The organism is Phenylobacterium sp. (genome assembly GCF_044371015.1).
Lineage (GTDB): Bacteria > Pseudomonadota > Alphaproteobacteria > Caulobacterales > Caulobacteraceae > Phenylobacterium.
The window spans coordinates 1-19,958 of record NZ_JBILUK010000035.1; the positions used below are offsets into that span (position 1 = coordinate 1).

General features: G+C 68.8%; 17 protein-coding genes. 6 read left to right on the plus strand and 11 right to left on the minus strand.

Going from position 1 to position 19,958, the window contains the following annotated elements; genetic code table 11:
* Positions 1-781, minus strand: a 781-nt coding sequence (locus ACIQ3R_RS05000; RefSeq protein WP_397415795.1) for a hypothetical protein, incomplete at its 3' end; no start/stop codon positions are given.
* Between the two features lie 114 nt (positions 782-895).
* Between ACIQ3R_RS05000 and ACIQ3R_RS05005 the strand changes: the two genes are divergently transcribed.
* Entirely contained in the window at positions 896-1,990 is a 1,095-nt protein-coding gene (locus tag ACIQ3R_RS05005; protein ID WP_397415797.1) for a sulfotransferase family protein, read from the plus strand.
* On the opposite strand, the gene ACIQ3R_RS05010 is transcribed toward ACIQ3R_RS05005, so the two are convergent.
* The gene (locus tag ACIQ3R_RS05010; RefSeq protein WP_397415799.1) at positions 1,948-3,339 is read right to left on the minus strand and encodes a hypothetical protein; all 1,392 of its coding nucleotides are present in this window, start codon (positions 3,337-3,339) and stop codon (positions 1,948-1,950) included. The genes ACIQ3R_RS05005 and ACIQ3R_RS05010 overlap by 43 nt on opposite strands.
* Before the next feature lie 100 nt (positions 3,340-3,439).
* Here ACIQ3R_RS05010 and ACIQ3R_RS05015 point away from each other — a divergent pair, with 100 nt between their 5' ends.
* On the plus strand, positions 3,440-4,177 hold the full coding sequence (locus ACIQ3R_RS05015; protein ID WP_397415801.1) for a class I SAM-dependent methyltransferase: 738 nt from the start codon (positions 3,440-3,442) through the stop codon (positions 4,175-4,177).
* Positions 4,178-4,240: 63 nt separating this feature from the next.
* On the opposite strand, the gene ACIQ3R_RS05020 is transcribed toward ACIQ3R_RS05015, so the two are convergent.
* Genes ACIQ3R_RS05020 through cpaB form a run of 6 tightly spaced genes read right to left on the minus strand, consistent with a single transcriptional unit; the run spans position 4,241 to position 10,996 of the window.
* Positions 4,241-5,197, minus strand: a complete 957-nt coding sequence (locus tag ACIQ3R_RS05020; protein ID WP_397415803.1) for a type II secretion system F family protein — start codon at positions 5,195-5,197, stop codon at positions 4,241-4,243.
* Positions 5,198-5,200: 3 nt separating this feature from the next.
* A complete protein-coding gene (locus ACIQ3R_RS05025) occupies positions 5,201-6,160 on the minus strand; it encodes a type II secretion system F family protein (protein ID WP_397415806.1) in 960 nt (319 codons plus the stop codon).
* Positions 6,161-6,162: 2 nt separating this feature from the next.
* Positions 6,163-7,548 carry a CpaF family protein gene (locus ACIQ3R_RS05030; RefSeq protein WP_397415808.1) on the minus strand — a complete coding sequence of 462 codons (1,386 nt, stop codon included), beginning with the start codon at positions 7,546-7,548 and terminating at the stop codon, positions 6,163-6,165.
* Entirely contained in the window at positions 7,548-8,738 is a 1,191-nt protein-coding gene (locus ACIQ3R_RS05035; RefSeq protein WP_397415810.1) for a CpaE family protein, read from the minus strand. The genes ACIQ3R_RS05030 and ACIQ3R_RS05035 overlap by 1 nt, the downstream gene beginning before the upstream one ends.
* 19 nt (positions 8,739-8,757) lie before the next feature.
* Positions 8,758-10,080 carry a type II and III secretion system protein family protein gene (locus tag ACIQ3R_RS05040; RefSeq protein ID WP_397415812.1) on the minus strand — a complete coding sequence of 441 codons (1,323 nt, stop codon included), beginning with the start codon at positions 10,078-10,080 and terminating at the stop codon, positions 8,758-8,760.
* Positions 10,081-10,084: 4 nt separating this feature from the next.
* Positions 10,085-10,996 carry a Flp pilus assembly protein CpaB gene (cpaB, locus tag ACIQ3R_RS05045; protein WP_397415814.1) on the minus strand — a complete coding sequence of 304 codons (912 nt, stop codon included), beginning with the start codon at positions 10,994-10,996 and terminating at the stop codon, positions 10,085-10,087.
* 110 nt (positions 10,997-11,106) lie between these two features.
* Between cpaB and ACIQ3R_RS05050 the strand changes: the two genes are divergently transcribed.
* The 3 genes from ACIQ3R_RS05050 (at position 11,107) to ACIQ3R_RS05060 (ending at position 14,668) form a co-directional block, all read left to right on the plus strand.
* Entirely contained in the window at positions 11,107-12,036 is a 930-nt protein-coding gene (locus ACIQ3R_RS05050) for an aldo/keto reductase (protein ID WP_397415816.1), read from the plus strand.
* 209 nt (positions 12,037-12,245) lie between these two features.
* On the plus strand, positions 12,246-13,454 hold the full coding sequence (locus ACIQ3R_RS05055; protein ID WP_397415818.1) for a CoA transferase: 1,209 nt from the start codon (positions 12,246-12,248) through the stop codon (positions 13,452-13,454).
* 77 nt (positions 13,455-13,531) lie between these two features.
* Positions 13,532-14,668, plus strand: coding sequence for an aromatic ring-hydroxylating dioxygenase subunit alpha (locus ACIQ3R_RS05060; RefSeq protein WP_397415820.1), 1,137 nt, complete (start codon positions 13,532-13,534; stop codon positions 14,666-14,668).
* Positions 14,669-14,723: 55 nt separating this feature from the next.
* Here ACIQ3R_RS05060 and phnD read toward each other — a convergent pair whose 3' ends face one another.
* Genes phnD through ACIQ3R_RS05075 form a run of 3 tightly spaced genes read right to left on the minus strand, consistent with a single transcriptional unit; the run spans position 14,724 to position 18,049 of the window.
* Positions 14,724-15,710 carry a phosphate/phosphite/phosphonate ABC transporter substrate-binding protein gene (phnD, locus tag ACIQ3R_RS05065; RefSeq protein WP_397415822.1) on the minus strand — a complete coding sequence of 329 codons (987 nt, stop codon included), beginning with the start codon at positions 15,708-15,710 and terminating at the stop codon, positions 14,724-14,726.
* A complete protein-coding gene (locus ACIQ3R_RS05070; RefSeq protein ID WP_397415824.1) occupies positions 15,707-16,492 on the minus strand; it encodes a hypothetical protein in 786 nt (261 codons plus the stop codon). Before ACIQ3R_RS05070 ends, phnD begins: the two co-directional genes overlap by 4 nt.
* A gap of 6 nt (positions 16,493-16,498) precedes the next feature.
* A complete protein-coding gene (locus ACIQ3R_RS05075) occupies positions 16,499-18,049 on the minus strand; it encodes an alkaline phosphatase D family protein (RefSeq protein WP_397415826.1) in 1,551 nt (516 codons plus the stop codon).
* Between the two features lie 106 nt (positions 18,050-18,155).
* Between ACIQ3R_RS05075 and ACIQ3R_RS05080 the strand changes: the two genes are divergently transcribed.
* A complete protein-coding gene (locus ACIQ3R_RS05080; protein WP_397415828.1) occupies positions 18,156-19,853 on the plus strand; it encodes a lysine--tRNA ligase in 1,698 nt (565 codons plus the stop codon).
* Positions 19,854-19,958 lie beyond the last annotated feature (105 nt).

Here is a 19,958-nt window from a genome sequence, read left to right on the forward strand (position 1 = left end):
GGACATCCGAAAGTCCGGCCAAAGCGGCCGACAGGCGGGCGGCCGGGTCCGACCTGATCCGTCCGGCGGCGACGCGGATATCGGCGACCCGATCCTCCGGCGCACGACCCCGCGCGATCACATAGAACCGGAAGCCCAGGTCATGTCGCCCGGTCCGCCCCTCAGCGCGGCCGGCGAGCACCCAGTGGGCGAACGGATGCACGCCGCTCGCGGACACGTCGGGGTTGGCCTCGAGATAGTCTCGGGTCGAGAACTCCGGCGTCGGATCGCGTCCCTCGCGCCAACCGGCGGTCCAATAGTGCTCGAAACCTTCCATACCGGCCTGGGCCACATCCGGGTTCGCCGCCAGATAGAAGGCCGGGTCGAAGGCCCTTGCGGCGGCCGCCTTCTGTTCGTCCAGAGGCGGCGCACCGGCGGCGCGTGCGGTCGGAGTCGATCCCGCCCGACGCGTGCGCCAGGGCCGGGGCCGCCAGCCAGACGCCGCCAGGTAGGTCCGCGCGTGTACGGAAGCCGCACAGTCCCGGCCCTCATGACGGCCGGTCGCCAGAAAGTGAGCGAAGGGCTCCAGTCCGGCCTCACCGACATCGGGATTGGCCTCGAGATATCCCGCCGTCGAGAACCACGGCGCGGGGTCCCGCGCCTCGCGCCAGCCCTGGGTGCGATAGTGCCAGAACGGGTCCATGTCCGGCGGCAGGTCGGTGTAGATCGCCCGGTAGAAGGCCGGATCGAAGGCCGGCGCGATCACCATGAGGCCAGGGTCGGAAACGGCCGGCGCGGCCATGAGGCTCTCAAGTTCCAGGGACGGATGCACCGCCGGGTGTGCAACAGTTGCCGTCCACGATCAACCACGGCGGTCTTGCTCGCCTCGACGCGCGCTCGTACCACCGGGACCAAGATGCCTCGCGCCGCCACTCCAGCCTCGCCCCCCAGCACCTCCGGCAGGGCCGCGTACCTCGTGCTGGGGATGCACCGGTCAGGCACCTCGGCGATTACGCAACTTCTGGCCCTGGCGGGCGCCAGGCTGCCCGCCAACGTGATGCCGGGCGACGAACACAACGCCAAGGGCTACTTCGAACCCTGGAAGATCGCCCAGTTCGATGAGACCCGCCTGATCGCGGGTGGTTCATCCTGGGACGACCCATTCGCTTTCCCCTACCGAGCGACGGACGCCGAAGCTGATTGGGCGGCCCGAGCCGGCGCGCTGTTCGACGCAGAGTTCGGTCGGGCGCGTCACCCCCTGATGAAAGATCCCCGCGCGACGGTGCTGATGCCGATGTGGCGGGCGGTCCTGGATGCGCGCGGAATCGCTGCGCGCTGCGTGATCCCCGTGCGGCATCCCCTGGCGGTAGCGGGCTCCCTGGGCCGGCGCGACGGCTTCTCGCCGGAGAAGTCGGTGCTGGTCTGGAGCGCCTACATGCTGGCCGCAGAGGCCTATACCCGCGACCTTCCGCGGGTGTTCGTGGGCTATGAAGCGCTGCTCGCGGACTGGCGGGGCGAGGCGCGGCGGATCGAGGCCGCTCACGGTTCGCCGCTTCCGGGGCTGACCGAAACGGCGGGCCGCAAGATCGACGCCTTCCTGACGCCGGACCTGCGCCACAACCGCGCCGGCGACGGCCTGTCAGCCCTGGGATGGACCGGTGAGATCGCCCAGGCGGTGGTGGACGCTTGCGAGGCCGCGGCCCGCGACGAACCCCTCTCCGCCCAGGCCTTTGACGAGATCGCCGCCCGGCTGGCCCAAAGGCAGGCCGAGATCGGGGCGTTGATCTCACCTCAGGCGCGAGACCTGGCCGCGGCCCGGGCGGAGCTGGCCGCAGCCCGGGAGTCCCTGGCCGGCGCGCGGATGCTGGAGGCCGAGCTGCGGGCGGATCTCGACCTGACGCGGCGCACGCTGGAGAACGGCTGGCGCAGTGACCTGGCCCGGCTGGAGGCCGCGCGCGCGGCGATGGATCAGGCCAGCGCCGAGCTTGACCGGGCCCTGGTCGGCGACTGACGCCGCAGGGTCGGATCCAGCGCCAGGTAGAGAGCGCCGGTCAGTCCCGCCATATCCACGAGGTAGAGATAGCGGTAGTCGCAGGCGAGCGAGAGCACGAAGAAGCTGGCCGCGAACCCGAGCGAGCCGAACATCAGCCCGGCCATCACCAGATCAGCCGGATCCCGTCGCAGCAGCAGGATCAATCCGACCACGAGCGCGAGGCCGCCCCAGACCAGATGGGAGTAGGCCGGCGTATCCAGGAACCAGGTGACGTAGTTGTAGAGCCGGAAGTCCCGACGATCCTGGCGGACCGTCATGTCCAGCGCGGCCATGGCGGCGGGCGGGCCCACGGCCCCCACGTGGATCGGCAGGCACTTGTCGATGTCGGGCGTCGCGACCACCCAGCGGAAAGCGTCCCAACGGGTCGCCAGGTAGGTCTGAGGTTTCGTCAGGATCAGCGAGAGCCACTCGTCCTGGATGGCGCCCGGGGGCGCCTTGGCGAGCCGTTCGCCGAACGCTCGGTCGTTGTTGAGCGTATCGACCCGATCCGGCGAATAGAGCGCCTGCGCCTTCTCGCGGAAGAGATCATCAAGGGTCGGGTCGCGCGCCGCCAGTCGGTCGAGCGGCATCTCCGCCCGCTTGGCCGCCCCGGCGAGATCATAGACCTGCAGGATTTGCAGGCCCTTGGCGCCCGCCGCGTCCGGGCGGCCAAAGCCTTGCGGCTGGGCCAGGATGCTGAGCGCGAACACCAGCCCGGCGACCGCCGCAAGCCAGACCGCCGCGGCCATCAGCGCCCTTCGCGCGCCGCCGCCCCATAGGGTCCAGGCCAGCGCGGCCGCCCCTGCGGCGGCCAGGATCAGACCGTTCTGGCGCAGCAGACCGGCGAGCGCCAAGGCCAGAGCCGCCAGGGCGAGCAGCGCCAGGCGCCTTCCGCCCCTCGGCGCACCGACGGCGAAGGCCAGAAATACGAAACCCACGATGGTCGCCTGGGCGAACCAGACGTCCTTCCAGACAATGCCGGGGAAGATCACCACCTGCGGCAGGCCGACCACCAGAAGCGCCAGCATCGGCGCCAGCCAGGAGACGCGCGCCCGAAGGCCAGCCATCGCCGCCCAGCCGCCGAACAGAAGCGCCGCCATCGTAGTGACCGCAGCTGCGGTTCCGGGCGTGACGGCGTCAAACCGGCCGAGCAGCCAGCCGAAGATGGCCGGGTTCCAGGTCTCGCGGACGCCGAACCGGCCTTCCTTGAGCGCAAGCACCGAGTCGACGGACAGATGCCCCGGCAGGTTCCAGTACAGGACCAGCGCCAAGCCTATCGCCATAGCCGCGATGAAGGCGATCCGGGCGGGTGACGCCAGTGCGCGCATGCGGACTTACCTCCCCGTCGAGCCTACCGCCGGTTTAGGTCGCCCCGCCCGGGCTTGGAAGCCCCCTCGACCGGACGCCCGGCCGGGGTTATGCGGCGCCATGGCCCAGCTGGACGCCGTCCTGGCGCGATTTCCGAAGACGCGACCGCCGCTGCCGGCCGAGATCGCGGCGATCTATGCGCGCCAGTACGCCGAGAACCGAGCGGGAGGCTCCACCGCCGCGTCGGCCGCTCAACGGCTTGAACGCTGGATGCACCGAAAGGTTGCCGACGGCGCGGCGGGCCATCACGCCACGCTGGAGCTGGGGGCGGGTAATCTGAACCAGCTCCCGTTCGAACCCGAGGGACAAACCTACGACATCGTCGAGCCGTTCACCGATCTCTACACGGGCGCGCCCGCCCTGCCCCGGGTGCGCCGCGCCTATGCGGATATCGGCGAAGTCCCGGCTGAGGCGCGCTATGACCGGATCATCAGCATCGCGGTCATGGAGCACATCGAGGATCTGCCGCTCACCCTCGCGCGGGCGGCCCAGCGCCTATCGCCGGGCGGCGTGTTCAAGGCCGCCATACCCAGCGAAGGCGGGCTGCTCTGGCGGCTGGGGTGGACTCTGACCACCGGGCTGGAATTCCGGCTTCGTCACGGCCTCGACTACGGGAAACTGATGACCCACGAGCACGTCAACAACGCCGCCGAGATCGAGAGGCTGATCAGCGCCCTGTTCGCCGAGGTTCGGGTCGAGGCCTTCGGAATCGGCCGCCAGCTTTCGCTCTACCGCTACATCGAGGCGCGTGAGCCTCGAATGGACATCGTTGCGGACTGGATGCGACGCTTCTCTTAGTCGCCTTGTCCTTCCAGCGTCAGGATTCCGCCCGGACCAGGCGGCGGCGAACCCGGCGCGGCGCTACCCGATCCCGTTGGCCGAAAACACCTTCATCAGCCTGGCCGCCGCCGGCAGCATCAGCGACCCCAGCAGCGCCGGGAAAATGAACAGGATCAGCGGCACGGTGAGCTTGGCCGAGAGCCCCAGCGCTTTCTCCTCGGCCCGCAACATGCGCTTGGCGCGCATGTCGGCGGAGAACACGGAAAGCGTTTCGCCAAGGCTCGTGCCCATCTCCTCGGCCTGACGCAGCATGGTGGCCAGGGCGCGCGCGTCATCGATTCCCAGGCGATCGGCAAAGGCGCTCCAGGCGTCCTTGCGCGAGCGGCCGGCGCGCAGCTCCAGCACCAGGAAGCGAAGGTGGATGGTCAGGTGCGGATACCGCCGCTCCAGCTCGTCGGTCACGCGGGTCACCGCCGCGTCCAGCGACAGACCGGCCTCCACCGAGGCCACCAGCAGGTCGAGCAGGTCAGGGAAGCCGTCGGAGTACTCCCGCTCGCGGCTCGTACGCCGCGACTTGAGTACGAAATCGGGGCCATAGAGCGCCGCCAGAGAGACGCCGACCGCGAGCGCCAACGCGCCCATGTTGCCGCCCTTCTGGCCCATCAGCATCGGCAGAGTCAGGACGACCGCGAGCGTCGCGCAGGCCATCGCCACCGCCTTGACGCCGAGGAACACGACCGGCGCCTCGCGATTGTAGAAGCCCGCCTGCATCAGTCGCGAGCGCAGCAGCGACACCTGGCCAGGGTCGCGAACCGCGCTCTGCTGTCCCAGCTTTCGCACCGCGCTCAACAGTCGGTCGGCAATGGCCCCGCCGGTCGGGGCGACGGTCGGCTGAAGCCCGCCTCCGCCGGCGCCGGCCAGGCGACCGCGCCGGAGCGCACGCACCCGAAGCTCACCGCCAATGATCCAGACAAGCCCGCCGAGCGCGCCGAGCGTCAGCGCCATTCCGACCGCGAAGAGGAGCGTCTCAAGCGCCATGGCTCAGAGCCGCATGTCGATCATGCGCCGCATGATCATGTTGCCGAGGAACACCCAGAAGCCCAGGCCCATCAGGCCGTACTTGACCATCGGCTCGTCGATCACCTCGCCATAGAACTTGGGTGAGATCATCACGATCAGGCCGAGCGCGATGAACGGCGCCGCGGTCAGGATCATCGCCGAGGCGCGCCCTTCGGACGATGCGGCGCGGATCTTCAGTCGCATCTTGTGACGCTCACGCACGGTGTTGGCGTTGAGCTTGAGGAGACCCGTCAGGTTGCCGCCGGTTTTCTCCTGCAGGCGCACGGTGGCGGCGAACAGGTCCATGTCCGGGTGCTGGCAGCGCTCGGACATCCGCGCCACGGCCTGCTCGAGCGTGGCGCCGTAGGCGATCTCGTCAGCGGCCATGCCGAACTCAGTCCCGATAGGATCGGCCATCTCGCGGCCCACCAGGGTCACCGCCGCCGGCACCGGGTGGCCGGCCTCCAGGCTGCGCACGATGATGTCGAGCGCCTGGGGCAGCTGGAAGCCCAGTGCGGCGTGGCGCTTGGCGGCGGCGATTTTCAACACCATCAGCGGCGCGATGACCCCGCCAAGCAGCGCCCCGCCGACCACCGCGAAGGGATTGCGCGCCAGGATGCCAAGGCCTGCTGCGCCGAGCACCGTGGCGGCGACCACGTACATCAGCCACTTGCGCGGATCATAGGGCAGGCCCGAGGCGACGATCAGGTTCGACAGCCAGCGCAAGCGCCCGCTCCGGCGGCCGTCGGCGTCCAGGCCCCGCTGTTTGCGCAGCTCCACCACCAGGGCCGAGATGCCTTCCACCCGCTCACCGACCTTCAGGCGCAGATTCACCTGCCGCTTGGTTGTCGCCACCGATACGAGGCCGATCACGCCCTGCACCCCGGCGAAGACCGCAGCGCCGATCAGGACCATGACGATGGTGCGGACGTCGATGTCCATGGCTACAGGGCCCTTGAGGGGTCGAAATTCGCGGTATCGTAGGGGATGCCCCGCCGCAGCATCTCGTCCAGGCAGCGCGGCCTCAGACCCGTCGCCCGATGCTCGCCATGCACCGTGCCATCAGCGTCGGTATGGGTGCGGTTGAACAGGAAGATGTCCTGCATCTGCACGACGTGACCTTCCATGCCGACGATCTCGCTGACGTGCGTCACCTTGCGCTTTCCGTCGGAGAGGCGGTTGACCTGCACAACCAGACCCACGGCGCTGGCGATCTGGTGGCGCACCGCGTCAGGACCGATGTTGAGGCCGCCCATGGCCACCATCTGCTCCAGGCGGCTGATCGCCTCGCGCGGGTTGTTGGAGTGGATCGTTGCCATCGAGCCTTCGTGGCCTGTGTTCATGGCCTGCAGCATGTCGAAGGCCTCTTCCGAGCGCACCTCGCCCAGGATCACCCGGTCCGGCCGCATCCGCAGAGCATTCTTGACCAGTTCGCGCTGACGGATTTCGCCCTTGCCTTCGATATTGGGCGGCCGGGTCTCCATGCGCACCACGTGCGGCTGTTGGAGCTGGAGTTCGGCGGCGTCCTCGATGGTTATGAGGCGCTCGCCGTGACTGATCGCGGCTGAAAGCGCATTCAGCAGCGTGGTCTTGCCCGAGCCGGTGCCGCCGGAGATCACGGTCGAGACCCGCGCCTTCACGGCGCCGAACAGGAAATCGGACACACAGCGCGGCATGGCGCCGAACTCCACCAGCTTTTCCAGGGTCAGCGGCTTCTTGGAGAACTTCCGGATCGAGACCGAGCAGCCGTCGATGGCGACAGGCGGGATGGCGGCGTTCACGCGGCTGCCGTCGGGCAGGCGGGCGTCGACCATGGGCTGGCTTTCATCGATCCGGCGGCCGACACCGGCGACAATGCGGTTGACGATGCGCAAGAGGTGGTCGTTGTCGCGGAAGCGGATGGGGGTCAGCTCCAGTTCCCCGCGCCGCTCGATGTAGACCTGATAGGGGCCGTTGATCAGGATGTCGTTGATCGAGTCATCCTTGAGCAGGGGTTCGATCGGCCCCAGCCCCACCATCTCGTCATAGATCGAGGCGCCCAGGGCCTCGAGCTCCTTGGCGTTCAGCGCCATCCGCTCGTCGCGGGCGAAGCCGGCCACCTCGGCCATCACCTGGCGGCGAAGCTCGCTGTCCTCCAGTTTGTCGAGCTTGGCAAGATCAAGTTCGTCGATCAGGCGGGTGTGCAACCGCAGGCGCAGATCCAGGTGCGGATCACGTGGCGGGCCTTTGGCCGGGCGCGCTTCGACCTTGGCGGCCGGGGCGGGCGCCGGCGCGACGGGCGCGACCTCGGGGGTCGGCGCGGCGGCGCGGGCAAGCGAGAATCGGCCCATCAGGCGACCTTCATGGCGGTGTCGCGCCGGGGCGCCTGGGCGGCCAGCCGGTCAACCAGCGCCTCCACGTCCTTGACGATCTTCGACTTGGGCCGGTGCTGAGCGATGGGCCCGCCCAGGTTCACTGACGCGGCGGCCGCCTCCCAGTCGGACGAGACGCCGGCGTCGGCCTTGCGCTGCAATGCTTTCTCGGCCTCGGTCATCGAGGGCGCGGAGCCGAACATGCGGCTGGCCAGGCGGTTCAGCACGATGCGGGGCTTGAGCGCGCCGTCGAGCGCCGCCTCGATCTCGTCGGCGTAAGCCCGCGCCGCCAGCAACGCCGGCACCGTGAGCTCCGACACCACCAGCACCTCATCGCAGCCGGCCAGGGCCTCCAGCGTCCAGGGTCGCCGGTGGCGCGGCAGATCGAGGATCACGTGGTCATAGCCTTCGCACGCCACCTCCAGCATCCTCAGGATCGCCTCACGACCGACCGTCTCGAACGCCGCAGCGTCCCGCACCCCAGCGATCAGATCCAATCCGCGCGACACGGGCGTCACGAAGGCCTGCAGCATGGACGCATCGATCCGCTCGGCGGCGCCTCCGAAGTCCGCCAGCCGGGTGGTGGGCTTGGCGCCCAGATAGGCCGCGGCCGCGCCGTCGGCGAGGTTGAGGTCCACCAGGCAGACCGAGCGTTCCCGCGTCGCGCGCTGCGCCGAGGTGTGGGCGATTTCGATGGCCAGCGTCGTCGCGCCGGCGCCGCCGACAGCGCCCGAAACGCCCCAGCACCGCGAGCCCGAAGCCGTCGCCGCCCCTTCGCTCCGCGCCGCTTCGCTCAGCAGTTCCTGCGCCATGGCGGCCAGACGCGCATCCTCGAAGGGAGCCTCCAGAATATCTGAGACCGGCAGCCGCAACACGTCGCGCACCAACCCGACCGGCAGGGTCGCGCCCACCAGCAATACCGGAGGCGGGTCGGCCAGGGCCTTGATCGCCTTCATCGTCAGGGCAAGCGCCTCTGCGCCCAGGGCGTCGGCGTCGATTAGGATGAGGTCGGCCGCGCCGGGTTTCGCCCGGTCCAACCGCTCGCCCGCCGCCTTCACCGTCTGCCCGGGAAGCGCCGCCTGCGCGCGCCGGGCCAGGTCGTCGCCAAGCGCGAGAACGCGCCGGTCGGCGAGGGGAATTTGGGGCGGCTTCGATCGGAACAGAGACAATGGGAACCGTAGGGTTGAGTCAGGGCGCCGTGGCGGGCGCGGTCACAGAAAAGGGCTGGTCGAGGGTCTTGCCGTGAAGGAACAGCTCGGCCGGCGTGCGCGGCTTGCCTGGCAGATCATCGATGGCGGCGATCGTGCGATCGGCCGGCGTCGAGAGTCGGGGCGTGACGATGATCAGGAGCTCGGTCTCGGAGCGCTTCCAGCGCGCCGAACGGAACAGCGCGCCCAGGATCGGCACGTCGCCGACGAAGGGGGTCTGCTGATTGGCGTTCTCGCTTGAGCGCTGGAACATGCCGGCCATGGCGAAGGTGTCGCCGGGTCGAAGCTCCAGGGTCGTGGCCGCTCGGCGCACCGTAAGCGCCGGGATCACCAGTCCCTGCAGGGTGATCGCGTTGGCGAAATCGAGCTGGCTGACCTCGGGCTCCACCGCCAGACGCACCCAGCCGTTGTCCTGCACGACCGGCGTGAAGTTGAGCCGCACGCCATAGGGCCGGAATTCGACCACGATCTTGTCGTCGTCGGCCGGCACCGGGAACGGGAACTCGCCTCCGGCCAGGAAGCTCGCCTTCTGGCCCGAGATCGCCACGAGGTTCGGCTTGGCCAGCGTGCGGACCGCGCCCTTCTCCTCCAGCGCCTGCAGGGCGGTGTCGATATTGACCGGACCTGATCCGCCACGCGTCGTGAACAAGCTGTTGGGCGGATTGAGGCCGATCAGGCCGGAACCCGACAGCACCGAGAAGCTCTCGTTGAAAACGTTGAAGTTGACGCCCAGGTCCTGCAGCGCGGTGCGGCTGGCTTCCAGGATCCGGACCTCCAGGATGACCTGCTGGGAATTGCGCACCGTCAGGCGCGAGATCACCGCCTCGGGCGCGTGCTTCTCGGCGATCCGCTCGGCCCCGGCCTGGATTCCCGAATTGGAAATCTCACCGGTCAGCATCAGCACTTCGCCCAGGTTCCGCACCGCGATCGGCTCGCCGGGGAAGGCGGCGGAAAGGTCCTGCTGCAGGCCGTCGGCGTCGAAGCCGACGCGTACGTCGATCACCTCGCTGAGCGCGCCGGACTTGCCGTAGATCAGCATGTTGGTGGCGCCGAACTCGATGCCCTGGACGTAGAAGCTCTGTTCCGAGGTCGCCGTCACCTTGGCCACTTCCGGTTGGGCGATCACGATCTTCGAAGCCGGCTCGGGCAAACGGAAGCTCAGCGACTTGTCGCGCGGCACATGGATGGTCCGGTGCGGCACCCGCTCACTGGCCAGAGTCTGGCCCTGGGCGGGCAGACCGCCGACGAGTCCGGAAAGCCCGAGGGCGGCGGCGAGGATCAACGGAAGCGGCGAGGTCTTCATGGGATCAGCTCTTCGCCAGAGTGGAGGCCGGCCCGCCGGTCATGGCCGGCGCGGCGGGCTTGCCGCGAGCCGCCCGCTCACGTTTGGTCGGCTGGCCCTCGATAATCAGGATCGCCGAGCGCGGCGCGGCGGGCGTCGAGGCCGTCCGGAACCCGCCACCGGCGCGCGGCGCACCGCCGAGCAGGAAGTCACCGGCCCGGATCGGCGCAGCGTCCGCGATCGTGGCCTGGCCCTGACCGCGCAGCGCCAGGGAGAGACTCCCCAGGCCCACGGCCACGGAAAGCTTTTGAGCGTCCTCGACCGAGACCTCCAGGGTTGCGGTGTCGGGCTCGGCCGGTTTGTCCGAGGTAGGGTCGGCGTTCAGATTCACGCCCAGAACCCTCACGTTCTGCACCACCACGTGGGAGATGTAGTTCCGTTGCGGGCCGTCAGGTGTGAGGTCGCGCATCAGCACCACGTCGACATGGTCGCCGGGCAGCGCGTGGCCGCCCACGCCGCTGGCCTCGTCGACTTTCAGCGTGTAGGCGCGCAGGCCCTCTGCGATCTCGGCCGATACGATGGGCCGCGAACCGGGGCCGGATACTTTGGTCGGCAGCACCGCCTCGCGCTGGGCGATCGGAGTCAGCGCCAGGGGCGCCGCGCCCTGGTCGGCGGCCAGAGCCTGCGCCACCGTGGTGAACGCGCCCTCGGGCACGGCGTCAGCCGGAACCTTGATCACGGTAAGCATGCCGGCCTCTAGCCGCTCGCCGTACTTGATGGGGCGCGACGCCACCACCAGCGGAGCTCCAGCGGCCACGCGGGCCTGGCCGGGATCCTTGGCCTCCGCACTGGCGGGAAGCGCGATGCGCGCCACGAACAGGGCCCCCAGGCCGAGGACGGCGGAAGCGGCGAGACTGGCGATGGTGACGAGGCGCATGGGAGGCGGTCCCGGTCCTTGCGTTATGCTTAGGGTGTTAACGACGCTGGGCTTGCGATATCGCCAAGGAAGAGAGTGAACGCTCTGGTAGCCTTGATAGGGAGAACGCGATGAAGGTGCGCAGGCTCGGCAATTCCGGCCTCAAGGTCTCGGTCGTGGGCCTGGGTTGCAACAACTTCGGCATGCGGATCGACGCGGCCCAGACCCAGGCGGTGGTCGACGCGGCCATAGACGCGGGCATCACGCTGTTCGACACCGCCGACATCTACGGCGGCACGAAGTCGGAGGAATTCCTGGGCCAGGCGCTGGGCAAGCGCCGCCACGAGATCGTCCTGGCGACCAAGTTCGGCATGCAGATCGGCGGCGACCCCAAGCGGCGCGGCGGCTCGCGCAAGTGGATCATGCGTGCGGTGGAGGACAGCCTGACCCGGCTGAAGACCGACTACATCGACCTCTATCAGCACCACCAGCCTGATGCCGACACCCCGGTCGATGAGACCCTTCGGGCGCTGGATGATCTCGTGAGCCAGGGCAAGGTCCGCTACCTCGGCTGCTCCAACTATACCGGCTGGCAGATCGCCGATGCAGACTGGACCGCCTCCGGCCAGAGCCGCTTCATCTCGGCCCAGAACCTCTACTCGCTGCTGGAGCGCGGTGTGGAGGCCGAGGTGCTGCCGGCCTGCGAGCACTTCGGCCTGGGCTTCCTGCCGTTCTTCCCGCTGGCCTCCGGACTACTGTCGGGCAAGTACAAGCGCGGCGCACCCCCGCCCGAGGGCACCCGCCTCGCCGCCTGGGGCGCGCGCGGCGCTCAGGCGATGAGCGACGCCAACTTCGACAAGGTCGAGGCGCTCGAAGCCTGGGCCGCCGCCCGCGGCCACACGATCCTGGAACTCGCCTTCGCCTGGCTGCTCGGCCATGAGGTGGTGAGTTCCGTCATCGCCGGCGCCACGACCCCTGATCAGGTCCGCGCCAACGCCGCCACCGCCGAATGGCGCCTCACCCCGGAAGAGGTCGCCGAAGTCACCGCGCTCGTTGCCTGAAGACCGAATAGAAAGATCGACGAACCCCACGAGTCTTGCGAAGTCGCTTTTCTCAAACCCGCTCATCCCGGCGAAAGCCGGGACCCAGATTCATCCCCAGAGGTGATGCCTAAGCCACTGGATTCCGGCTTTCGCCGGAAGGAGCGGAGGAGAGGGCGAGATCCTGAGAGCCGTTCGTGTGGCTCGTGGAAGGAAGTCACGAGGACCAAATGTACGATCTGCTGAAGGGCCTCCGGGTCGTTGAGGGCGCGGCGTTCGTCGCGGCGCCGACCTGTGCGCTCTATCTGGCCCAGATGGGCGCCGAGGTGATCCGGTTCGACAACATCGGCGGCGGCCCCGATTTCCGCCGCTGGCCGCTCGCCCCCTCGGGCGAGAGTCTCTACTGGGAGGCGCTCAACAAGGGCAAGAAGTCGGTGGCCATCGACCTCTCCAGCCCCCGGGGTCGCGAGATCGCCCAGGCCCTGGCGGCCGCGCCCGGCGAACAGGGCGGCCTCTTCGTCACCAACTTCCCGGTCGAGGGCTTCCTTTCCTATGAGAAGCTGTCCGCCCTCCGGTCAGACCTGATCTGCATGCGGGTCATGGGATGGGCCGACGGTTCCCAGGGTATGGACTACACCATCAACGCCGCGCTCGGCCTGCCGCTGATGACGGGCCCGGCCGACGACCCGCGGCCCGTCAACCACGTCCTTGCGGCGTGGGATCTGCTCACCGGCGCCTATGGGGCCTTCGCCCTGGTCTCCGCGCTTCTCGCCCGCACCCGGGACGGCAAGGGTCGCGAGATCCGGCTTCCCCTTTCCGATGTGGGCGCCGCCACCATGGCCAATCTCGGCTTCGTGGCCGAGGCGCTCGACACCGGCCGCCAGCGCCCGCGCATGGGCAACGACGTCTTCGGCGCCTTCGGCCGCGACTTCACCACGAAGGACGGCGTCAAGCTGATGGTGCTGGCGATCACGCCCAAGCAGTGGTCCAAGGCGCTGGACGCCCTGGCGATCAATCCGCAGGTGGCCGCGCTGGAAGCCGAGCTCGGCGTCTCCTTCGCCACCGACGAAGGTCTGCGTTTCGCCCACCGCGACCGCCTGGGCGCGATCTTCGACGCCGCCTTCGCCGTCCGCACCGCCGCCGAACTGACCCCTGCCTTCGACGCCGGGGGCGTGACGTGGGGCTCGTACCAGGCCCTCGAAAACGCCCTCGACGACACACGCCTCTACAAGGGCAACCCGGTGTTCGAGACGGTCAAAGGGCCTAGCGGCATGTCCTATCCGACGCCCGGCGCCATGGGCTCCATTCCGCAGGATGACCGCCTGCCGGTCCAGCCCGCCCCGCGCCTGGGTCAGCACACCGACGAGGTGCTCGCCGACGTTCTGGGCCTACCATCCACTGAGATCGGCCGCCTGCATGATGCTGGAGTTGTCGGGTAGGGCCGCGCTTGGGACGGACAAGGCGGGAAATGCGGGCGAAGTTCGGCAGATTCACCGATCCATCGGGAGCGTGACGGATGGCTGTGACTGAGACAACTGCACTCGGGATCAGCGCCGAGGCCGCGGCGCGGGCCCGACTGCCGCTGGAGCGCGCCTGGACCCTGCCGCCGGCCGCCTATGTCAGCGAAACCGTATACGCGCTGGAACTTGAGCGGATTCTGCGGCGCAGCTGGATTCCTTTGGCGCGGCTCGACCAGATTCCCGAACCCGGCGACTATCTGAGCCTCGACCTCGCCGGCCAGCCGGTCATGGTGGTTCACGGAACCGACGGCGAGGTGCGGGTGCTGTCGCGGGTCTGTCGGCATAGGGCCGCTGACATCGCGCCGGTCTCGGGCCGCCGCAAGCTCTTCACCTGCCCCTATCACGCCTGGGCCTACGACACGTCCGGGCGGCTCGTGCGGGCCCCGCTGATGGAGAGCGCAGAGGCCCTTGAGGAAGCGGATTGCGCCCTGCCGCAAATCCGGACCGAGATCTGGGAGGGCTTTGTGCTGGCCAACCTGGATCCCGGCGCCGCCCCGCTCGCACCCCAGATCGAGACCTACGCGCGTTATTTCGCGAACTTCAAACTCGCCGATCTGGAGGTCGTTCGAACCCTGACCTGGGAGAGCGACTGGAACTGGAAGGTCCTCGTCGAGAACTTCATGGAGGCCTACCACCACACCGGCACGCACGCTCAAAGCCTCGAGCCTGATTTCCATGCGGCCGACTCATCCGTCCCGGACAGCGACGGTCCCTGGTCGATACTGCATATGCCGGCCGCCGCTCATCACCAGACGACAAGCCCGGAACTGATCCCCGGTCTGACCGAGTCTCAGCGTCGAGACATCGTTGCGGCGGTGGTGTTTCCCCACTTCATGCTGTTGACCTTCTCCGGCGGCGTCGCCTGGTATCAGGTCACGCCACACGGCGCCGGACGACTGACCCTCAACATCCACCTTTGCCTGCCGCGTTCCTCGCGGGACCTGCCCGCACGCGAGGCGATCATCGAAGGCTCTGCAGCGGCCTTCGCCCATATCCATGCCGAGGATATCGAGGCCAATGACCTGGTCTGGCGTGGACTGAACGCGCCACTGACGCAGCAGGGCCGGCTATCGCCCCTGGAACGGTCCATCTGGCAGCTCAACCAGCTCTGGCTCGACCGAATGGGCGCCTGATCTTCGCCGTTCCGAGCGCCGCCGACGACAAGACCGGAGATGAGGACGATAGACCTCAGGGCTGAAGCGCGGCGCGTTCCTTCGCGACCTCGGCCAGGGCGGCCTCGGCCTTGGCGACGGCCGCCGCGTCGCCCGAGTTGCGGGCGGCGATCAACTGACCCGTGGCCTCCATCTCGCGCACCGGGATCAGGTGGCTGTCGTTGGCGGGCTTGAACGGGAGGGTCTGGATGCGCTCCAGCACCTTGCGCTGACGGGCCGCCTCCGGCGTGTCGCCGACGCCGTAGCCGAACATGAACGCGGCGATCTTCTGGCGCAGGGCGGGGTCGAAGTCCTTGCGCCAGACCAGCGGGTCTTCGGGGATGCGCGGTGAGCGCCAGATGATCTCGACATTGGCGAGCGTCCGCCGCGCCATGTCGGTGTCGAGCAGCTTGAGGCGATCCATCGAGGCGGTGTTGTTGGTCGCGGCGCCCAGGAGACCACCTGCGACCGAGAACAGGTTGGTTTCGTGATTGGCCGAGCGGACGGTCTTGAAGCAGTTGGCCGGGTCGATCTTTCGCGGCGCGAAGAGATAGGTCATCGGCGCAAGCGTGCCGGAGGTGGACTTCGGATCACCCATCCCGAAGTCGAGACTTCTGTCGCAGGCCAGCACCTTGTCGAGCGTCAGGCCGGACCCCGACTTGACCAGGATCACCGCCTCATAGCCGTCGACGCCCGAGGGGTTCACTGAGCGGGCGAACACCTCGGCGTTGGCGCGGCGCACGGCCTCCAGTCCGGACTGGTTGGTGAACCAGCCGAGATCGGTCTGCTTGAAGCGCATGGCCTCGATCAGCGCGGTGTAGTTGGAGCCGTAGTAGGCCTTTACGGGCCGACCCAGCGCCTTGGCCATGTCGTCCAGGAACGGCTGCCAGTCGGCTTCGGAACTGGCCTGGCTTTCGGCCGAGAGGATCGAGAACACGATCTCCGGCCGCTCCGGCGGCTTGGCCGGGGCGCAGCCGGAAAGCACGGCCAGGGCGAGGACGGTAAGGACGGCGCGTCGGATCATCGGGGCTCCACGGGCGGCAGCCTGAGCGCCACGATCTCGCGCCGCGCCCGGCTGATCCCATAGAGCACGCGGGGCGACCCGGGATCAAAGGCGATCGCCTGGCCCTCAATGGCGGCGGGAATGGTGGCCAGGTGATCGAGTGTCGCGCCGCCTTTCGGTAAGGCCAGAACATAGAGTTCGGCGTGATCGTGACCGGTGACATAGAGCCGCCCGTCGCGCGCCCAGGCCCCGCCAGACGAGCTCATCGGCGCGAAGCGGGCGGTGACCGCGGCCGGGAAGCTCCAGCCGCCGGTGGCGCGCCATTGCGAGTCGAAGCGCACGAAGCGCGTGTACTGATGGCCGCGCCCGGGCTCGCCGCCGCGCCCGTCATAATTGGCGAAGGTCGCCCACCAGGCGCCGTCGCGCCATTCGACCCAGGTGAGCGAGCCCGACTGCTGGCCGAGCGGTATGGAGCGCAGATGGACCATGCGGCGAGGATCGAACACCTCGACCGAACTGGTCATCGGGACATCAGGATAGTTGGAGGCGGCGCAGACCAGTTCGGCCTTCACCATTACGCAGGCGTTGATGTGCGGAAAGCGATCCGGGTCGCCGGACCAGGCGCCGACCTTGGCGCCCGTAGCCTTGTCGTACTTTCCGATCCGGCTGTTATCGACCGCGTAGAGATGCCGCGCGTCGGCGGCGACGCCCTGGCGGGCCTCCTCAGCCGGATAGCGGCGGATGACCTCGGCGGCGGGCAGGTCGACGGCCATGACGGCGGCGAGCAGAAGCACAGGCCCCATGGCGGCTCAGGCCGGTTTCACGCCCGCCTCGCCCGAGGCGATGGCGAAGGCGGCGATGTCACGGACCGGCGAGCCGCGCACCGTGGCGTCGGCGACGCCACGGAACGCGATGCGGGCGGCGTCGCGTCCGACCTCGATCAGGCCATAGCCCCGCGTCTCGCCCTCGGCGTACTTCAGATGGGGGTTGAAGAATCTGAGGGGGCCGAGGTTCCTGTTCTCGATGCCCTTGGAGCTGATCGAACCGCCGACGAACTCGGTGGCGACGGGCCGGTCGCCATGCTTCAAAGCCAGATCGCCGGCGAAGAAGGTGTGTATGTCGCCGCCCAGCACCACGGGGTTGGAGACCCTGTGGTCGCGCCAGGTCTCCATAAGCCGGCGGCGGGTCTGGACGTAGCCGTCCCAGCCGTCGTTGCTGACCTGGCCCTTGTCGAGGCCGAGCGGACCCATCAGGTACTGCTGGCCCATCAGGTTCCAGCGGGCCGGGCTCGACCTGAGCCGACGGTGCAGCCAGGCTTCCTGGGTCGCGCCGAGCAGGGATCGCGCGGGCGCGTCGCGTTCGGCGCAGTTGGCCGGGATGCGCTTGGAATCCTTGGGGTCGATTTCGGCGAGGCAGGTGGGCGCGGGGCGATACTGGCGGGTGTCCAGCATGTCGAGCGCGGCCAGATCGCCCCAGCCAAGCGAGCGATAGAGGCTCATGGCCGGGCCGACTGGGCGGCTGCGACGGCGCAACGGCATGTTCTCGTAGTAGACCTGATAGGCGGCAGCGCGTCGGGCCAGGAAGGCCGGACCCGACTCGGCGCCCGCCGCGTCGCCGCCGTAGTCGTTGGCCACTTCGTGATCATCCCAGGTGACCAGCCAGGGGGCCGCAGCGTGGGCGGCCTGAAGGTCGGGGTCGGCCTTGTACCAGGCGTGGCGCAGCCGATAGCCGGCGAGGTCGGCCGCCTCGCCCTCCGGGTGACGACGCAGGGCTCTGTCCGACGGCTTCCGCTCGTAGATGTAGTCGCCCAGGAACAGCACCAGGTCGGGCGCGTCGGCGGCGATCCCGGCATGGGCGGCGTAGTAGCCGTCCTCCCACTTCTGGCAGGAGGCGAAGGCCACCTTCAGGCGATCCGGTGTCGCGCCCGGCAGGGGCGCGGTGCGCGTGCGGGCGACCGGGCTGGAGTATCCGCCGGCGACGAAGCGATACCAGTACCAGCGGTCGGGCTCGAGGCCCTGGACCTCGACATGCACTGAATGCCCGGCCTCCGCCACCGCCAGCGTCCGCCCGCGCCGCACCACGCGCTTCAGGCTTTCGTCCTCAGCGATCTCCCAGCCGACGCGCACAGGCGCCGACCCCATCCCGAAGCCGGGTTCGGTCGGCCGGGGCGCGAGCCGCGTCCAGAGCACCACGCCGTCGGGTTCGGGCTCTCCTGACGCGACACCGAGCCGGAACGGATCCTCCGGCAGCCGCGCCTGGGCCACAGCCGACGTCCAGGCGGCGGGGGTCAAGGCCGCGCCGGCCAGCGCCGAGGCCTGCAGGATCAGCCGGCGGCGGTCGGTCTGGAGGCTGTGGGTCATGTCGCGCCGATTCCGGTAGGATTGCGTGACAGTCCTAGACCCGCCGCATGACATTTCGAAGCGTTTCGGCTTGAGCCTGCGGAGCGTGGGGGCTACGCCGCGCCCCATGTTGCAAGGCCACACCCTGACGGGACTCTCCCACGCCGCCCGCGAGGCGCGCAGCTGGCCGTTCGAGCAGGCGCGCCTGCTGCTCGACCGGATCACGCGCCTGCGCCTGACCGATGGTGAACGCGATCTGGCCGCCGTGCTGTTCGGCCAGGGCAAGTTCGCCGAGGCCGTGCGGGAACTCCCTGCGTTGTCCGAGCCGGTGGTCTTCCAATGCGGCTATGGCGCCTCGGGCCTTCCCCACCTGGGCACCTTCGGGGAGGCGACCCGGCCGACCATCGTGCGCACGGCCTTCCGCGCCCTGACCGAGGACGCGATCCCCACCACGCTGATCGTGTTTTCCGACGACATGGACGGTCTTCGGAAGATCCCGGACAACGTACCGAACCGGGCGATGCTGGAGGAGGATCGCGACAAGCCGGTCACCTCGGTTCGAGACCCGTTCGGCGAGCACCAGAGCTTCGGCCACCACAACAACGCCCGGCTGCGCGCCTTCCTCGACGGCTTCGGCTTCGAATACACCTTCATGAGCTCGACGGAGACCTATCGGTCGGGCCGGTTCGATGACGTCCTGCTACGCATGCTGGAGCGGTTCGACGCGATCCAGGCGATCATGCTGCCGACGCTGGGCGAAGAGCGGCGAGCGACCTATTCGCCCTTCCTTCCGATCAGCCCAACGACCGGGCGGGTGCTGCAGGCGCCGACCCTGGAGCGCAACCTCGCCAAGGGCACGATCGTCTTCGCCGATGAGGACGGCGCCAAGACCGAGGTTCCGGTCACGGGCGGGCATGTGAAGCTGCAGTGGCGGCCGGACTGGGCGGCGCGCTGGACGGCGCTGAAGGTCGACTTCGAAGCCTCGGGCAAGGACCTGGTGGATTCGGTCCGGGTCTCGAACCGGATCGTCAAAGCGCTGGGCGCCGAGCCGCCGGAGGCGTTCCACTACGAACTGTTCATGGACGAGAACAATCAGAAGATCTCGAAGTCCAAGGGCAACGGCCTGACCATCGAGGAGTGGCTGCGCTATGGCGCGCCCGAGAGCCTCACCTACTACATGTATCAGTCGCCCAAGTCGGCCAAGCGGCTGTTCTTCGACGTGATCCCCAAGGCGACCGACGAATATCTGCAGCAGCTCGACGCGCTGAACCGCAAGGTCGCCGAGGGCGAGAACGCGCCGCAGATCGACAATCCCGCCTGGCACGTCCACCAGGCGGCGCCGCCGGCCAAGGGCTCGCCGGTCAGCTTCTCCCTGCTGCTCAACCTGGTCTCGGCGGCCGACGCCGCGACCAAGGACCTCTTGTGGGCGTTCCTGCGGCGGTATCTGCCGGGCGCGACGCCGGAGAGCGAGCCTTTGCTGGACCGTCTGGCGGGCTCTGCGATCCACAATTACGAGGACTTCGTGAAGCCCGCGAAGCGCTTTCGCGCGCCCGATGCGCGGGAGGCGGCGGCCATGGCCGATCTGGTCGCACGGCTCAAGGCGCTGCCGGCCGGGGCCGACGCCGAGGCGATCCAGAACGAGGTGTTCGAGGCCGGAAAGGCCGCGGGTTTCGAACCGCTGCGGGCCTGGTTCGCCGCGCTCTACGAGGTGCTGCTGGGCCAGAGCCAGGGGCCGCGGTTCGGTAGCTTCGTGGCGATCTTCGGGATCGACCGCACGGTCGCGCTGATCGAGCGGGCGCTGGCGGGAGAGCTCGCGCCAGCCTGACACTAGGTCGGGTTTCGTAAGGTGGTCGCCTTGACGTCAACGGAAGCCGACCTCACCTTGGCGTCAAGAAACGCCGAGGAGGACGATCATGCCGCACGATCTGCG

Excerpts from the sequence above, each read along its gene's own strand:
- ACIQ3R_RS05005 (WP_397415797.1), top strand. The coding sequence starts at position 896 with ATGCCTCGCGCCGCCACTCCAGCCTCGCCCCCCAGCACCTCCGGCAGG.
- ACIQ3R_RS05010 (WP_397415799.1), bottom strand. The coding sequence starts at position 3,339 with ATGCGCGCACTGGCGTCACCCGCCCGGATCGCCTTCATCGCGGCTATG.
- ACIQ3R_RS05015 (WP_397415801.1), top strand. The coding sequence starts at position 3,440 with ATGGCCCAGCTGGACGCCGTCCTGGCGCGATTTCCGAAGACGCGACCG.
- ACIQ3R_RS05020 (WP_397415803.1), bottom strand. The coding sequence starts at position 5,197 with ATGGCGCTTGAGACGCTCCTCTTCGCGGTCGGAATGGCGCTGACGCTC.
- ACIQ3R_RS05025 (WP_397415806.1), bottom strand. The coding sequence starts at position 6,160 with ATGGACATCGACGTCCGCACCATCGTCATGGTCCTGATCGGCGCTGCG.
- ACIQ3R_RS05030 (WP_397415808.1), bottom strand. The coding sequence starts at position 7,548 with ATGGGCCGATTCTCGCTTGCCCGCGCCGCCGCGCCGACCCCCGAGGTC.
- ACIQ3R_RS05040 (WP_397415812.1), bottom strand. The coding sequence starts at position 10,080 with ATGAAGACCTCGCCGCTTCCGTTGATCCTCGCCGCCGCCCTCGGGCTT.
- cpaB (WP_397415814.1), bottom strand. The coding sequence starts at position 10,996 with ATGCGCCTCGTCACCATCGCCAGTCTCGCCGCTTCCGCCGTCCTCGGC.
- ACIQ3R_RS05050 (WP_397415816.1), top strand. The coding sequence starts at position 11,107 with ATGAAGGTGCGCAGGCTCGGCAATTCCGGCCTCAAGGTCTCGGTCGTG.
- ACIQ3R_RS05055 (WP_397415818.1), top strand. The coding sequence starts at position 12,246 with ATGTACGATCTGCTGAAGGGCCTCCGGGTCGTTGAGGGCGCGGCGTTC.
- ACIQ3R_RS05060 (WP_397415820.1), top strand. The coding sequence starts at position 13,532 with ATGGCTGTGACTGAGACAACTGCACTCGGGATCAGCGCCGAGGCCGCG.
- phnD (WP_397415822.1), bottom strand. The coding sequence starts at position 15,710 with ATGATCCGACGCGCCGTCCTTACCGTCCTCGCCCTGGCCGTGCTTTCC.
- ACIQ3R_RS05070 (WP_397415824.1), bottom strand. The coding sequence starts at position 16,492 with ATGGGGCCTGTGCTTCTGCTCGCCGCCGTCATGGCCGTCGACCTGCCC.
- ACIQ3R_RS05075 (WP_397415826.1), bottom strand. The coding sequence starts at position 18,049 with ATGACCCACAGCCTCCAGACCGACCGCCGCCGGCTGATCCTGCAGGCC.
- ACIQ3R_RS05080 (WP_397415828.1), top strand. The coding sequence starts at position 18,156 with ATGTTGCAAGGCCACACCCTGACGGGACTCTCCCACGCCGCCCGCGAG.